This window comes from Gluconacetobacter tumulicola (assembly GCF_014174215.1).
In the GTDB taxonomy this organism is placed as follows: domain Bacteria; phylum Pseudomonadota; class Alphaproteobacteria; order Acetobacterales; family Acetobacteraceae; genus Gluconacetobacter; species Gluconacetobacter tumulicola.
In genome coordinates this window covers 1-13,631 of the sequence record NZ_JABEQL010000004.1, presented here as the reverse complement: position 1 = coordinate 13,631, position 13,631 = coordinate 1, and the positions used below count along the sequence as shown (strand labels likewise).

The 13,631-nt window shown below is 65.8% G+C and carries 13 protein-coding genes and 1 pseudogene; 5 read left to right on the top strand and 9 right to left on the bottom strand.

Features of this window, described 5'->3' with window-relative positions:
* The first annotated feature begins 227 nt into the window (after nt 1-227).
* Together HLH29_RS03875 and HLH29_RS03870 are read left to right on the top strand one after the other, a co-directional pair.
* Nucleotides 228-1,640 carry an MATE family efflux transporter gene (locus tag HLH29_RS03875; RefSeq protein WP_182964865.1) on the top strand — a complete coding sequence of 471 codons (1,413 nt, stop codon included), beginning with the start codon at nt 228-230 and terminating at the stop codon, nt 1,638-1,640.
* 42 nt (nt 1,641-1,682) lie between these two features.
* Nucleotides 1,683-1,886, top strand: a complete 204-nt coding sequence (locus tag HLH29_RS03870; RefSeq protein WP_182964708.1) for a hypothetical protein — start codon at nt 1,683-1,685, stop codon at nt 1,884-1,886.
* Between the two features lie 133 nt (nt 1,887-2,019).
* Here the strand turns inward: HLH29_RS03870 and HLH29_RS03865 are convergent, their stop codons facing one another.
* The 7 genes from HLH29_RS03865 to HLH29_RS03835 form a co-directional block, all read right to left on the bottom strand.
* A complete protein-coding gene (locus tag HLH29_RS03865) occupies nt 2,020-2,952 on the bottom strand; it encodes an electron transfer flavoprotein subunit alpha/FixB family protein (protein ID WP_182964707.1) in 933 nt (310 codons plus the stop codon).
* A 2-nt stretch (nt 2,953-2,954) separates the two neighbouring features.
* Nucleotides 2,955-3,704, bottom strand: coding sequence for an electron transfer flavoprotein subunit beta/FixA family protein (locus HLH29_RS03860; protein WP_182964706.1), 750 nt, complete (start codon nt 3,702-3,704; stop codon nt 2,955-2,957).
* Nucleotides 3,705-3,787: 83 nt separating this feature from the next.
* Nucleotides 3,788-5,425, bottom strand: a complete 1,638-nt coding sequence (locus HLH29_RS03855; RefSeq protein WP_182964864.1) for an electron transfer flavoprotein-ubiquinone oxidoreductase — start codon at nt 5,423-5,425, stop codon at nt 3,788-3,790.
* Nucleotides 5,426-5,537: 112 nt separating this feature from the next.
* On the bottom strand, nt 5,538-6,182 hold the full coding sequence (locus HLH29_RS03850) for a 2OG-Fe(II) oxygenase (RefSeq protein ID WP_182964705.1): 645 nt from the start codon (nt 6,180-6,182) through the stop codon (nt 5,538-5,540).
* A gap of 16 nt (nt 6,183-6,198) precedes the next feature.
* Nucleotides 6,199-7,572, bottom strand: coding sequence for an oxygen-independent coproporphyrinogen III oxidase (hemN, locus tag HLH29_RS03845; protein WP_182964704.1), 1,374 nt, complete (start codon nt 7,570-7,572; stop codon nt 6,199-6,201).
* A 5-nt stretch (nt 7,573-7,577) separates the two neighbouring features.
* Nucleotides 7,578-8,366, bottom strand: coding sequence for an OmpW/AlkL family protein (locus tag HLH29_RS03840; RefSeq protein WP_182964703.1), 789 nt, complete (start codon nt 8,364-8,366; stop codon nt 7,578-7,580).
* An 85-nt stretch (nt 8,367-8,451) separates the two neighbouring features.
* Complete coding sequence (locus tag HLH29_RS03835) at nt 8,452-8,928, bottom strand: hypothetical protein (protein WP_182964702.1); 477 nt, start codon at nt 8,926-8,928, stop codon at nt 8,452-8,454.
* A 183-nt stretch (nt 8,929-9,111) separates the two neighbouring features.
* On the opposite strand from HLH29_RS03835, the gene HLH29_RS03830 reads away from it, so the two are divergent.
* Entirely contained in the window at nt 9,112-9,867 is a 756-nt protein-coding gene (locus HLH29_RS03830) for a Crp/Fnr family transcriptional regulator (RefSeq protein WP_182964701.1), read from the top strand.
* A 152-nt stretch (nt 9,868-10,019) separates the two neighbouring features.
* Nucleotides 10,020-10,115: pseudogene (locus HLH29_RS03825) on the top strand (IS5/IS1182 family transposase); the annotation flags it as partial.
* A 112-nt stretch (nt 10,116-10,227) separates the two neighbouring features.
* Here HLH29_RS03825 and HLH29_RS03815 read toward each other — a convergent pair.
* Together HLH29_RS03815 and HLH29_RS03810 are read right to left on the bottom strand one after the other, a co-directional pair.
* Nucleotides 10,228-11,115, bottom strand: a complete 888-nt coding sequence (locus HLH29_RS03815) for an NAD-dependent epimerase/dehydratase family protein (RefSeq protein ID WP_182964700.1) — start codon at nt 11,113-11,115, stop codon at nt 10,228-10,230.
* Nucleotides 11,116-11,143: 28 nt separating this feature from the next.
* On the bottom strand, nt 11,144-12,058 hold the full coding sequence (locus HLH29_RS03810) for a ketopantoate reductase family protein (RefSeq protein ID WP_182964699.1): 915 nt from the start codon (nt 12,056-12,058) through the stop codon (nt 11,144-11,146).
* A 92-nt stretch (nt 12,059-12,150) separates the two neighbouring features.
* Between HLH29_RS03810 and HLH29_RS03805 the strand changes: the two genes are divergently transcribed.
* A complete protein-coding gene (locus tag HLH29_RS03805; RefSeq protein WP_182964698.1) occupies nt 12,151-12,978 on the top strand; it encodes a helix-turn-helix transcriptional regulator in 828 nt (275 codons plus the stop codon).
* Nucleotides 12,979-13,631: the final 653 nt, after the last annotated feature.

The following is a 13,631-nucleotide window of genomic DNA, read 5'->3' as shown; positions in this document are numbered from 1 at the left end:
TCATGTGCCATAGTCATGTGCCTGCAACGGGCCACCGTCCGCGCGGCACATGCACGATCGGGCTTTCGCGCGGCAGGAAAGAGGCTATCATCCGGACAATGATTCCAGGACCCTCAGGCAGGGCAGCGCGCGGCACCGGCGGCGCGGCCGGACGCGCAGCCGGGCCGGGCAAGGACGCGGCCCCCGTGAGGCCCTGCCGTCCCGCCCGTTTCTGCTCTGGCGACATCATGCGCCATGTGGTGGTCATGGCCGGTACCGGGGCAATCGGGCTGATGGCCGTGTTCGCCGTCGACCTGCTGAACCTGTTCTATATTTCGCGGCTGAACGATCCGGCACTCACGGCGGCGATCGGCTTTACCGGCGCGGTCGGCTATGTCCAGATCGCGGTCTCGATCGGCATGTCGATCGGACTGGGCGCGGTCACGGCCCGCCAGATCGGCGCCGGTCGGCACAACCGGGCGCGGCGCATCGCCTCGTCCTTCCTGCTGGTCATGACGCTCGTCATGGTCGCCCTGGGGCTGGCAACGGCCTTCTTCTCAACGCCGATCCTGCATCTGTTCGGTGCGACGGGGCGGGTGGCGGAACAGGCCGGCCAGTATATCCGCATTGTCTCACCCGCCTTGTGGCTTGTCGCAGCAGGTATGGGCTGCTCCAGCCTGCTGCGCGCGGTGGGTGACGCCAAACAATCGATGAACGTCACCCTGATCGGCGCGCTGGCCTCGGCCATGCTCGACCCGCTGCTGATCTTCTGGCTGCATCTGGGGCTGGAAGGGGCCGCCATCAGCACCATCCTGTCCCGGGGGCTGGTCGCCGTTCTGGGCTATCTGGCAGTGCGGCAGCACGACCTGCTGACCATGCCCTCCACGCGCTATGTCCTGCACGACGCCAAACTGGTCGGTGGCGTGGCAATGCCGGCGATCCTGACCAACCTGGCCACCCCGATCGGCGGCCTGTTCGTCACCCACGCAATGGCCAGTTTCGGCCTGGCGGCGGTGGCCGGGCAGGCGACGATCGACCGGATCGTGCCCGTCGCCTTCGCCTTCGTCTTCGCGCTGACCGGATCGGTGGGGCCGATCATGTCGCAGAACCAGGGCGCGGGCCATCTGGACCGCGTACGCCAGACGCTGGTCGCATCGCTCAAGCTGGTGGCGATCTGTGTCGCCCTGACATGGGCGATCCTGCTGCCGGCGCAGGATCTGGTGGTGCGCGCCTTCGCCGCCCAGGGCGCGACCGCGGACCTGATCCGCCTGTTCTGCACCTGGACCGTCGGCGGCTATCTGTTCATCGGCATGCTGTTCGTCGCCAACACGGCGTTCAACAATCTGGGCTTCCCGCTCTATTCGACCCTGTTCAACTGGGGGCGGGCGACACTGGGCACCATTCCGTTCGTCTGGATCGGCATGCGCTTCGGCCCCTGCGGGGTGCAGGTGGGGCAGGTGCTGGGCAGCGTCGTCTTCGGCGCCTGGGCCGTACTCACGGCCTTCTCGGTCGTACGCAACCTCAAGCCCGGACGGGTGGCGCTCGGCCTGGCCGCCGAACTGCCGGGACGGACCGCCAAGAGCGCGATGGCCGAGCTGAACGAACTGGACGAGGAAGAACAGATCGCCGACGACATGGCCGATCAGTCGACACGGGCATGACCCTTCGCACCGGCGAAGGGACAGAGGGAAAGGACCGAAGCGATGTCCAGACTGACCGAGGAAGAACGGAACGCCCTGCCGGACGAGGCCTTCGCCCTGCCCGGACGGCGCTACCCGATCCATGACGCGGCCCATGCGCGCGACGCGCTGACCAGGGCAAGCGCCATGCTCCACGAAGGCTATCTGAGCCCGACCGAGTACGAGACGGTCGTGCGCCGGGCGCGCGCGGTATTGGGCGAAGACTGAAGGCGTCGACCCGACAGGCCGCGATAAATGAGCGGCCCGTTCGCCTCCGCAATCCACAGGATGGATTGCAGGGACAAACAGGCCGCTGGAAAAAAAATCAGACTCGAAGGCGCCGGGCGAGACCCGGAGGCAATCAGCCCGCCTTGTCCAGCGCGGCTTCGACCTGCGGCAGGATGTCGAACAGGTCGCCGACCAATCCGTAATCGGCCACCTGGAAGATCGGGGCCTCGGGGTCCTTGTTGATCGCGACGATGATTTTGCTGTCCTTCATGCCGGCCAGATGCTGGATCGCGCCGGAAATGCCGACGGCGATATACAGTTCCGGCGCCACGATCTTGCCGGTCTGCCCGACCTGGTAATCGTTGGGCACGAAGCCGGCATCGACAGCGGCGCGCGAAGCACCGATGGCCGCCCCCAGCCGGTCGGCCAGCGGGTTCAGCAGCTTGAAGTTTTCCTCGTTCTGCATGCCGCGACCGCCCGAGACGATGACCCGCGCCGATTCCAGCTCGGGGCGTTCGGACTGCGACAGCGCGATCGAGACGAATTCCGACAGCGCCGGCCCGTCCGGCACCGTCACCTGCTCGATCGGGGCCGCCCCACCCTCGGCCGGGGCCGGATCGAAGGACGAGGCACGCACCGTCAGCACCTTCTTCGCATCCGACGATCTCACCGTCGCCAGCGCGCTGCCGGCATAGATCGGGCGCACGAACGTATCGGCATCGACGATCGACACCACGTCGGGGATCGGCTGCACATCCAGCAGGGCGGCGGCACGCGGCAGCACGTTCTTCCCGCTGGCGCCGGAAGCCGCGACGATGTGGCTGTAGGCGGGGGCAAGATCGGCGATCACCGCAGCCAGCGGCTCGGCCAGTTCATGGGCGGCCGCCGCACCGGCCGCGCGCAGCACCTTGGCCACGCCGTCGATCCGCGCCGCCGCCTCGGCCACCGAAGCGTCGCCCGTCACCAGCGCATGCACTTCGCCCAGCGCGCGGGCGGCGGTCACGGCCGAACGCGACGCCTGGCGGATGATTCCGGACTCATGATCCAGGAAAACGAGTACGGCCATGATCAGATCACCTTCGCTTCGTTGCGCAGACGCGCCACCAGATCGGCGGCGGATTCGACCTTGATGCCCTGCTGGCGCGCCGGCGGCTCGGCGACCGAGACGATGGTCAGGCGCGGCGTCACATCCACGCCCAGATCGGCGGGTGCGATCGTCTCCAGCGGCTTCTTGCGCGCCTTCATGATGTTGGGCAGCGAGGCATAGCGCGGCTCGTTCAGGCGCAGGTCGGCCGTCACGATCGCCGGCAGCGTCAGCGTCAGCGTCTCCAGCCCGCCATCGATCTCGCGCGTCACGGTGGCACGGCCATCCGCGATCTCGATCCTGCTGGCGAACGTGCCCTGGGCCCAGCCCAGCAGACCGGCCAGCATCTGGCCGGTGGCGTTCATGTCGTCGTCGATCGCCTGCTTGCCCAGCAGCACCAGGTCCGGGCTTTCCTTGGCCACCAGCGCCTTGAGGATCTTGGCGACGCCCAGCGGTTCCACCGCCACATCGGTCAGGACCAGGATCGCGCGATCCGCCCCCATCGCCATCGCGGTGCGCAGCGTGTCCTGCGCCTGCTGCACACCGACCGACACCGCCACCACTTCGGTCGCGATGCCCTTTTCCTTCAGACGCACGGCTTCCTCGACCGCGATTTCGTCGAACGGATTCATCGACATCTTCACACCGGCGGTCTCGACACCCGTGCCGTCCGCCTTCACGCGCGGCTTGATGTTGAAATCGATCACGCGCTTTACGGGAACAAGAACCTTCATGGACCTCTTCGCCTGTCTGTCAGCGGGAATGTGGAGCACTCACCCCAGGGAGGGCGCCCCCAATAGCCCATTTCGCCGGAAAATCACATCCCGCCGGGATAGTTGGGGCCGCCGGCGCCCTCGGGCGTCGCCCAGTCGATGTTCTGCGCCGGGTCCTTGATGTCGCACGTCTTGCAATGCACGCAGTTCTGGGCGTTGATCTGCAGGCGCGGCGCGGTCTCGGCATCCGCCACTTCATAGACCCCGGCCGGGCAGTAGCGGCTCTCGGGGGCGCGGAACACATCCCAGTTCACCGTCTTCCACAGCGCGTCACTGCGCAGCTTCAGATGAACGGGCTGGTCTTCCTCGTGATTGGTCGCGGACAGGAAGACCGAGGACAGCTTGTCGAACGTGATCTTGCCGTCCGGCTTGGGATAGGCGATCGGCAGCGACATGCTGGCCGATTCCAGGACCTCGTTATCCGCATGGCGGTGATGCAGGGTCCACGGTGCCCGGCCCCGCAGCAGCATGGCGTCGATGCCCGAATAGAGGGCGCCACCCTTCATGCCGAAGCGCGAGAAGGCGGGGCGGACGTTGCGGACGGCGCGCAGTTCCTCCCACAGCCAGGATTTGCGCACCCGCGCGGTGTAGGATGCCGGCTCGACCCGGCCGCCTTCCATCGCCTCGGCCACCGCCTCGGCCGCCAGCATGCCGGACTTCATCGCGGTATGGGTGCCCTTGATCTTGGGCACGTTGAGGAAGCCGGCCGTATCGCCGATCAGCGCACCGCCGGGGAAGGTCAGGCGCGGGATCGACTGGATGCCGCCTTCCGACAGCGCCCGCGCGCCATAGGCGATGCGGCGCCCCCCCTCGAACGTGCTGCGGAAGGACGGGTGCAGCTTCAGGCGCTGCATCTCGTCGAACGGCGACAGCCAGGTGTTGGGATAGTCCAACCCGACCACGAAGCCGTACGAGACCAGGTTCTCGCCGAAATGATACATCCAGGCGCCGCCATAGGTCCGGTTGTCCAACGGCCAGCCGAAACTGTGCTGCACCAGGCCGGGGCGGTGCTGTTCGGCCGGGACCTCCCACAATTCCTTGATGCCCAGCCCGTAGGTCTGCGGGTCCACGCCCTTGCGCAGATTGTACATCGCCATCAGCCGCTTGGTCAGCGAGCCCCGGCACCCTTCGGCGAACAGGGTATATTTCGCGCGCAGCTCCATGCCCGGCGCGTAGTTCGGGCCGGGCTCGCCATCGCGGCCGATACCCATGTCACCCGTCACCACCCCCACGACACGCCCGTCCTCGACCAGCACATCGGCGCCGGCGAAGCCGGGGTAGATCTCCACCCCCATCTCCTCGGCCCGCGCGGCCAGCCAGCGGCAGACATCGCCCAGGCTGACGATGTAATTGCCGTGGTTGCGCATGTGCGGCATCACCCGGTCCAGCATCGGCACGGCATAACCCCGGCTTTCGGTCAGGAAGAGCATCGCCTCTTCCGTCACCGGCGTATTCAGCGGGGCGCCGGTTTCGCGCCAGTCGGGCAGCAATTCGTCCAGCGCGCGCGGTTCGATCACCGCGCCGGAGAGGATATGGGCCCCGATCTCGCTGCCCTTCTCGATCAGGCACACCGTGGCCTGCGGCAGGATCTGCCGCAGGCGGATCGCCGCCGCCAGACCGGACGGGCCGCCACCGACAATGACAATATCGAATTCCATCGTCTCGCGCGCGTGTTCGGTCATTACCTTTCTCGCCTCGTCCTGCAGTTGCTGCGCCATGAACGCCACGGCCTGGGTGGAAGATTCATGCCTTCCTAGAACCGAACGGGGCCGGAACGCAAAACCGGCGGAGCGGTCAGCCCCCGGGGCCGAACGCCAGTTCCCCGGTCGCGCGCCATTCGGACGAGACGAAATTGACGATCAGCGACCGGCGCAGGCCCAGGATCGGCCGGCGCACGAACCCGTGCCAGCTCTCCTCGCCGGGCACGAACATCAGGCCGGAATTGAACGCGCCGCTGGCCCGCGCGACCGGCCTGCCATCCGCCGTCATCAGGTCCGTCCCCCAGTCCGCCGCCCCCGGGCCGGTGGAGAGCGAGACCAGCAGGGTCAGCTTCTTGGCCCCGATATCGGTGTGCGGCTCCAGCCAGAATCCGTCCGTGTCCAGGCACAGTTCCAGCCGCAGCGCGGTACCGGCCAGCCGGGCACCGCAGCACGCGGCAATGGCGTCCCGGGCCTCCGCCGCGTCGAACATGCGGGCCAGCAGGTCCAGGCCCGGATCGCGGCGCGCCCGGGGCGTGACGAAGACGCGCCGGCCATTGCGGGCATCGCGCCGGCCGCCGGTATCGCCGCCATGGGCGTCCGCCCCCGGGTCCCAGGCCAGCAGCGCGGCACGGGCCGATGGCGGCAGGACGTCGTCCAGCAGCCAGTGCGCAAACGGCCACGCCCGGGCCTGCGCCCCCCGTACCGACACGGACGCCTGATTGGGCACGGCACCGCTCATGCCCGCCCCGGCAGGCCTACAGCGCGCCGGCATGGCGCCTGACGCCGGCGGGCGCATGATGCCCATCGAACATCGCCGCGATATTGCGCAGGAAGGGGCGCCCCTCCTCGGTCACGCGGATCAGGGAACCGTCCAGCACCACCAGCCCGTCCGCCTCGGCCTGGCGCAGTGCCGGCCGTGCGCTGTCATACCAGGAGGCCGGGGCGCCATGGCTCAGGCCCATGGCCACCGGGTCCACCCGCAGGTCGCACATCAGCCGTTCGATCACCGCGCCCCGCAGCCGGTCGTCATCGCTCCGGCATACGCCGCGCACCGCCGGCAGGCTGTCGGGCGAAGCTTCCATCGCCCGCGCGTAAAATGCCTGCGCCGGCACGTTCTGCGTCATGCCCTGGGGAAAGCTGGAGATCGCCGAGGCGCCGATACCGACCAGCACCGGCGCGGGATCGACCGTATAGCCCTGGAAATTGCGGCGCAGCGTCCCTGTTTCGGCGGCATGGCACAGCGCATCACCCGGCAAGGCGTAATGGTCCAGCCCGATGGCGCGATAACCGGCACTCCGCAGGGCCGCATCGATGCGCGCCCGCTGGGCCAGCCGCTCGGCCGGCGGCGGCAGCGCGCCTTCGGGCAGCAGGGCCTGGCGCTTCTGCTTCCACGGCACATGGGCATAGCCGAATACCGCCAGCCGGTCCGGCCGCAACATGTCCGCGACCGTCAGCGCGGTGTCGCCCGCCCCTTCGACCGTCTGGTAGGGCAGGCCATAGATCAGGTCGACATTGATCGAGCCGATTCCCGCCGCGCGCATCCGGCGCACGCAATCCTCGGTCTGTTCCAGGCTCTGTATCCGGCCGCTGGCCGCCTGCACGGCCGGATCGAGATCCTGGACCCCGAGGCTGGCCCGGTTGAATCCCAGCGCCCCCAGCAGCGGCGGATAGTCGGCCGGCAGGAAACGGGGATCGAGTTCGATCGCGATTTCGGCGTCCGCCTCCACGGCGAACAGGCGACGGATCGTTTCCATCACCGCGCACATGCTCTCGGGCGGCAGGGTCGTCGGCGTACCGCCGCCCCACTGTATATGCCGGACCGGACGACCGGGGCCGAGCCGCGCCGCCACCCGTTGCAATTCGTCGATCAGCAGTTCGGCATAGCCGGCCCGAAGGCCGGCATCGCGCACCACCGAGGTGTTGCACCCGCAGAACAGGCACAGCACGTCGCAGAACGGGACATGCAGGTAAAGCGAGACCGGCGTGCCCGCCGGAACCGCGCGAAGCCATGCATCGGCTTCGGCGGCGCCGACCGTGGCGTCAAACTGCGCGGCGGTCGGGTAGCTGGTATAGCGCGGCAGATTGCCCCCATACCGAACCAGAACGTCGGGAGGAGGCAATCCGTCCATCAGGGTCAGAACCGGTATTCGATACCGGCGCCGACCACGGTCGGGTCGAGCGAATCATGCGCCTTGATGAAGGGGCTGCTGGTGCCGCGATCGTTGGCCCAGGCATGCATCCGCATGAACATCTGCTTGACGTCGAAATTGAAGAACCAGTTGCCCACCAGCTGATAATCGAAGCCCGCATTGACCGACGGGCCACCGGTAAAGCCGACATTCAGCTTCTGCACCAGGCCACCGGCCGGCGAGACATTGTGGAACCAGGCCATCGTACCGCCGACACCCACATAGGGGTTGAAGCGCTTGTGCGGCCGGAAATGCCACGCGAAGGTCACGGTGGGCGGCAGCACCCAAGCGCTGCCGACATCGACATGGGCCGCCCCGCCGACGCCCTCGGCCGCAACCTCATGCCGCGAGCTGGCGGCGATCAGGTCCACCGACAGATTGTCGGTGAAGAAATATTCGAACGTCAGTTCCGGCGTGACCTGGCGCGTGGTCTTGATCCGGCCCGGCACCGCCGCGTTGTTGATCCACAGCTTGCTGTCGCGGTCTTCGGGCAGCACGCCCAGCGCGGACAGGCGGATCAGGAAATCGCCTTTGCCCAGGCCGATCTTCGTGCTGGCGCAGGTCTCGAACAGGCCGCAATGGCTGCCGCGGGAGGGCGGCGGCGGAACGGCATCGGAGGTGACAGGCGCATTGACATAGGCCGACGGCGTCGCCGTCTGGGCACGTCCCGCGCCCGGCACCAGCGCCAACAGGCCGGCCAGGGCCGGGACGACGAGGCTACGGGTCAATTTCATCGTGTACGCCTTTCAACTTTCAGCGATGAATCACATCGTGTGGAGTGCATTGATCACGCACCGCCTGTCATCGCCTTGACATAAATCAAGCCATATTCTGCGATATCTCGATCAGCGTCCGAAACGACATCGGGTGGGTCATATCCCGCCCCCGCGTCGCCAGGCGTGCCAGCAGCGCAGGCTGGTCCCCGGGCAGAATGACGCGCGCGCTGCCGCACCCGGCCTTGCACGCCATATTTTCCAACGCGGGCAGAAAGGCATCCAGCACCGACCCGACCTCGCCGAAGGTCAGTGCGACGAAATGTTCCGCCGTCAGGACCCGCCCGTGGCGCATATCAGGATCGCAGCGAAAGGATATCAGTCCGCACGGCCGGCAGGCGGGGCCGTGGCGCGCCACAAGGATGCCCTGCCGGCCGTGCGGGCCCGTGCGCATGGCGCGCCGCGCCAGGCGCATCCACGTTCCGCGCGCCATCGCGGGATAGGCCGTGCGCACCAGCGGATAGGCCAGCGCGACGTCCTCGGGCCGCAGAAGACCGACGACAAAGCCGGTGTCAGGGTTCATGATCGGGAGCGGCAGGGGCCATCCATGCCTGCACGCTTGGGTCCGATGCAGTAAAAGGCATTGATTCAGATCAAATCAGCCCGCATTCTGTCCTATGTTCGGCCCAAGCGGACGGATGGCCGCCTGCGCCGAAACGACCGGCCCGCTCTCCGGCGGGCCTGAACCGGGAGGAACCCGGACGATATGTCTGACCAGACCACCTGCCGGCGCGATGCCCGCCCGCGCCGCCTGATCCTGGCCGGAGCCCACCGGCAGCCCGGCTATTGCCTGACCTGCGGCATCCGGGCCCAGAGCGTATGCAGCGTCATCGACGATGACGACATCGCCCGGCTGGCCGAAACGGCGGTCGAGACGCTGGTGCTGCCCGGCCGCTCCTTCATCGAGGAAGGCGCCGCGGCCACCGATTTCTACAATATCACCTCGGGCAGCGTAAAACTGTTCAAGGCGCTGCCCGACGGGCGGCGGCAGATCACGGGCTTCGCCACCACCGGGCATTTCCTGGGCCTTGCGGTGTCGGACCAGTATGCCTTCGGCGCCGAAGCGATCGACACGGTGCGGCTGTGCCGGTTTTCGCGGCCGCGCATGCGGCAGCTGATGGACGATTTCCCCCGGCTGGAACGCCGGTTGCTGGCGGAAGCGTCGAACGAACTGGTGGCGGCGCAGAACCAGATGCTGCTGCTGGGCCGCAAGACGGCGCGCGAGCGGGTGGCCAGCTTCCTGCTGGAACGCATGCGCGAGGCCCAGGACCCGGCCGAGGACGTGCCGCTGCCGATGACCCGGTCGGACATGGCCGATTATCTGGGCCTGACGATCGAGACCGTAAGCCGGACGCTGAGCTGGATGCGCACCGAACGGCTGGTCGCGATCGGCAAGGGCCACACTGTACGCATCATCGCCATGGAACGCCTGCAAACCCTCGCCGCCGGCGACGCTGCCTGAAAAGCACCGCTGCCGGCGATCCGACGCGCGTTTCCTGCGCGTCGGTGCTCACGGCCCATAGGCAGCGTCGTGCTTAGTGTCTGACCGGAAATGCGTTGAGTGATTTCAGCAGGTTATGATTCATGGTTTTGCGAGAACCTGATGAGATCAAGATGGCCTGGACTGAAATCACCCGAGCGCAGTATCGCCGGGACGAGCTGGAGTATGCAAGCGACCTGCGCGATGCGGAGTGGGCGCTGATTGCGCCGCCTCACGAAGGATGTCGAGGCAACAATCTCGTCATCCTGCGCGTGGTTGATGATCGCCCATATCCGCAGAGTTCTGCCGAAAATCCATCAAACCGCTTTCTGATTCAGGCTCTCAGGCGAAATAGGCCGGATCGTCAACATCGGCGATCAGGCCCGGCTGTCCGGGTTCCCAGCCGAGCAGGGATCGGGTTCGCTCGCTCGAGGTCGGAACGTCGAAGCTTGCGAAGGCGTTGAGCCAGCCGAAATGCTCCGCCGCTTCTTCGGGAGCCTTGCTGACGACCGGCACATTCAGCCGCCGCCCGATTACCTCTGCGATCTCCTTGAACGGAACACCCTCCTCGGCAACGGCATTGAAGGGGCCACCCTTGACGCCGCGCTCGATCGCAAGCCGGAAGACGCGTGCCGCGTCGAGGCGATGTACAGCAGGCCAGCGATTGGTACCTTCGCCGATATAAGCGGAGACTCCCTTTTCCCGCGCCATACCGATAAGGATCGGCACGAAGCCGTGATCCCCATGCCCATGCACAGACGGCGGTAGCCGGACGGTTGAGGCCAGCACGCCACGCGCCGCCAATGCAATCGCCGTCGCTTCCGAGGCACGTGGATAGGTATCGTTCGTGGGCATCGGCGGGTCGATCTCCGTCCCGAGCCGCCCTGGCGCAAAGCCAAGCCCCGAGGTGACCAGCAGGGGGCGGCTCGAACCTTCAAGCACACCACCGAGTGTTTCGATGGCGCGCTGATCCTGTGCGCAGTTCTCCGCGAATTTCAAGAAGTCGTGGTTGAACGCGGTGTGGATGACGCCGTCCGATTCAGCCGCACCTCTTTTGAGAAGGTCCAGATCGTCGAGCGTTCCGATAAGCACCTCGGCGCCTGATGCCGTCAGTGTTGTGGCCTTTTCCCGAGAACGGACAAGGCCGACCACCTGATGGCCGGCACCAAGCAGTTCATTCACAACAGCAGAGCCGACCCAGCCCGTTGCACCAGTCACAAATATACGCACGATAAAATCTCCGGGTTGGAAGGGGCGATCAAGCCGGTTTGATGGCCTGGATCCTGGACACATTGACCGTCGGCTTTGCGCGAGGCGCTGCCGCCAGCATCTCGTCGATCAGCGCCCGGCATTCGTTCTTGCCGGAGGCCAGCAACTCACGCATCGATTTGACACGCGAGAACATCCACAACAGGAAAGCGACGGCAAAAGTCGGAAGATTGCTGATTCGCGCCTTCGACTGGGGATAGATCTCGTATCCCAGCCCCCTGATCAGCCCGAAGCTTTCCTTTACGCCGCGCGCGACGCGAAACGCCTCGCCCCAGGAGGCACCACCGCCCCGCAGTTCGCCAGCGACAGAGACGCTCTCAAATCCGATACAGAGCGGGACGTGGCAGCGCAGCCATAGCGGCATGTTGGGTTCATACGCAGCAGGCAGTCCGGCGGTGTTGAACACGTCAACCCAGCGCTGCTGGCTCATGATGGTCTTTTGAGATTTCGAAATGGTAGGCTTGAGCCTGCCGTCCTTGTCCAGCACCGCCTGCACGAAAGGCATGCCGAATGAGCATCGGTCTGCACCGACCGCATCGCGCAGCCGCTCCGGGTCGAAACTGACGAACATGAACTGGATGCTCTTGGCGGCACTGCGCTGCAATGCCGGGAGCAGCGCGTCAACCTGATAGTCGACAACCGTCACGATGATCAGATCATAGGGTATCTGCTCGTCCAACGTGTCGGCAATCTGCACATCGGCGCGCTCCCCCTTGATGGTAACGATCCCATTGTCACGTCGCAACTGCTGGAGCCGGGCCGACATCGGCCGGGCGATAACGGTGACGTCGTTGCCGGCGCGCGCCAGCTGGAAAGCGAATGTGCTGCCGATTTTGCCGCAACCAAGGACGGCAATGCGGAGAGAGATGGACGAGGGCGAGGGCGAGGGCGAAAGTGAAGGCATGAACAAGTCCCCGATTTCGATTAGGGACAAATCCTAACTCACGTTGTATGGTGGTAAAGTATGGACTTTATGGTAGTATAAAGACTGACAGGATGAGCGAACACCTCCCGGATGAGAACGTACTCGGCACCTATCTCCGAGACCGCCGCGCCAAACTTGACCCCGTCGCCCTGGGATTCTCTTCGGAACGGCGGCGCACCCGGGGCCTTCGCCGCGAGGAAGTCGCGCAACGCGCCAACATCAGCCCAACCTGGTATACGTGCCTCGAGCAGGGGCGCGGCGGCGCCCCGTCCGCTGATGTTCTCGACCGCCTCTCGCGGGCCTTCATGCTCACAGATGCCGAGCGTGAACACCTCTTCCTGCTCGGCCTCGGCCGACCGCCCGAGGCGCGCTATCAAAAGAGTACCGGCGTCACGCCGCGGCTGCAACGTGTGCTCGACGCGCTGAACCCGACCCCGGCCCTTATAAGAACCGCGACGTGGGATGTCCTCGCCTGGAATCGGGCAGCAACCGTGATGCTGGTTGACTACGGCGCATTGCCGCCGGACCAGCGGAATCTGTTGCGCATGATGTTCCTCAATCCCCACGCCCGCACGATACAGAATGATTGGGAAACAGTGGCACGCTTCGTAGTAGGGGCGTTCAAGTTGGATGCCGCGCGAGCGGGAGCCGCCGCGGATGTGGAGCCTCTTGTCGACGAGCTCTGCCGGCTAAGCCCCGAGTTCAGGAGGATGTGGCGTGACAATGAGATTCGCGGCGCGCACAGCGACGCCGTAAAATATATACATCACCCGGTAATCGGCCCGCTTGCCTTCGAATACTCGGCTTTTTCTGTCGATGGTCGGACCGATCTCAGCATGGTGGTCTACAATCCGGCAACGCCGGACGGCGCCGACCGGATAAAGTCGCTGCTCACGTAAGGGTCGGTGTCCGCGCCTGGGCTCGTTCAACGAGGCTGCCGCGGCGCAGGTGATGGTGGACGGCCCCCACGCTGGTCCGCCAGAACGCCATTTGGAAATCGCCTCGCCTCACCGTCTGCTCACGGCCGAATGCGGTCAACGACGGCTCTTGCGTGTAAGGCCTGTGCTTGCCGGATCGCCGTTAGCGAAAGTCCGCCAGCGAGCATTTCCTCGATAAGATCGATATGCAGCGCCGCCAGTAGGGCGTGGGTGACCCTGCCCCGAACGTGCCCTCAGTTCTGAGTGAGGGTCTGTGGGTTGTTGTATGCCTTGCCGGCGTGTTGGGCGAAAGCCTCTGGCGTCATGCCATTGAGGCTGGTGTGGGGCCTGACGGCGTTGTAGACGGCGACGATTTCATCCTCGCACATCCCGTGCGGGAGCCGTCCACAACATCACTTCATTACATCCACGACAAACGCCTGCGACAGGATGACCCCCCTTGCGCAGGAAATATGCAAGCGGATGCAGGTTTCACAAGATATGTGACATTTAGGAATGCCATTTTAGAGTCTAATCCGATCTGTTTGGATCATATCCTGCGGCCCTGAAGTAGTTTGCGCATTCGGCGGGCATGAAGTTTTGTGAGATGAGACCGATGACGTCCCATAATCCGG

What these genes read in the sequence shown, in the direction of transcription:
- HLH29_RS03865 (WP_182964707.1), bottom strand. Translation starts at nt 2,952, where the DNA reads ATGGCCGTACTCGTTTTCCTGGATCATGAGTCCGGAATCATCCGCCAG.
- HLH29_RS03810 (WP_182964699.1), bottom strand. Translation starts at nt 12,058, where the DNA reads ATGCCTTCACTTTCGCCCTCGCCCTCGCCCTCGTCCATCTCTCTCCGC.
- HLH29_RS03860 (WP_182964706.1), bottom strand. Translation starts at nt 3,704, where the DNA reads ATGAAGGTTCTTGTTCCCGTAAAGCGCGTGATCGATTTCAACATCAAG.
- HLH29_RS03840 (WP_182964703.1), bottom strand. Translation starts at nt 8,366, where the DNA reads ATGAAATTGACCCGTAGCCTCGTCGTCCCGGCCCTGGCCGGCCTGTTG.
- HLH29_RS03870 (WP_182964708.1), top strand. Translation starts at nt 1,683, where the DNA reads ATGTCCAGACTGACCGAGGAAGAACGGAACGCCCTGCCGGACGAGGCC.
- HLH29_RS03855 (WP_182964864.1), bottom strand. Translation starts at nt 5,425, where the DNA reads ATGACCGAACACGCGCGCGAGACGATGGAATTCGATATTGTCATTGTC.
- HLH29_RS03835 (WP_182964702.1), bottom strand. Translation starts at nt 8,928, where the DNA reads ATGAACCCTGACACCGGCTTTGTCGTCGGTCTTCTGCGGCCCGAGGAC.
- HLH29_RS03875 (WP_182964865.1), top strand. Translation starts at nt 228, where the DNA reads ATGCGCCATGTGGTGGTCATGGCCGGTACCGGGGCAATCGGGCTGATG.
- HLH29_RS03830 (WP_182964701.1), top strand. Translation starts at nt 9,112, where the DNA reads ATGTCTGACCAGACCACCTGCCGGCGCGATGCCCGCCCGCGCCGCCTG.
- HLH29_RS03850 (WP_182964705.1), bottom strand. Translation starts at nt 6,182, where the DNA reads ATGAGCGGTGCCGTGCCCAATCAGGCGTCCGTGTCGGTACGGGGGGCG.
- HLH29_RS03805 (WP_182964698.1), top strand. Translation starts at nt 12,151, where the DNA reads ATGAGCGAACACCTCCCGGATGAGAACGTACTCGGCACCTATCTCCGA.
- hemN (WP_182964704.1), bottom strand. Translation starts at nt 7,572, where the DNA reads ATGGACGGATTGCCTCCTCCCGACGTTCTGGTTCGGTATGGGGGCAAT.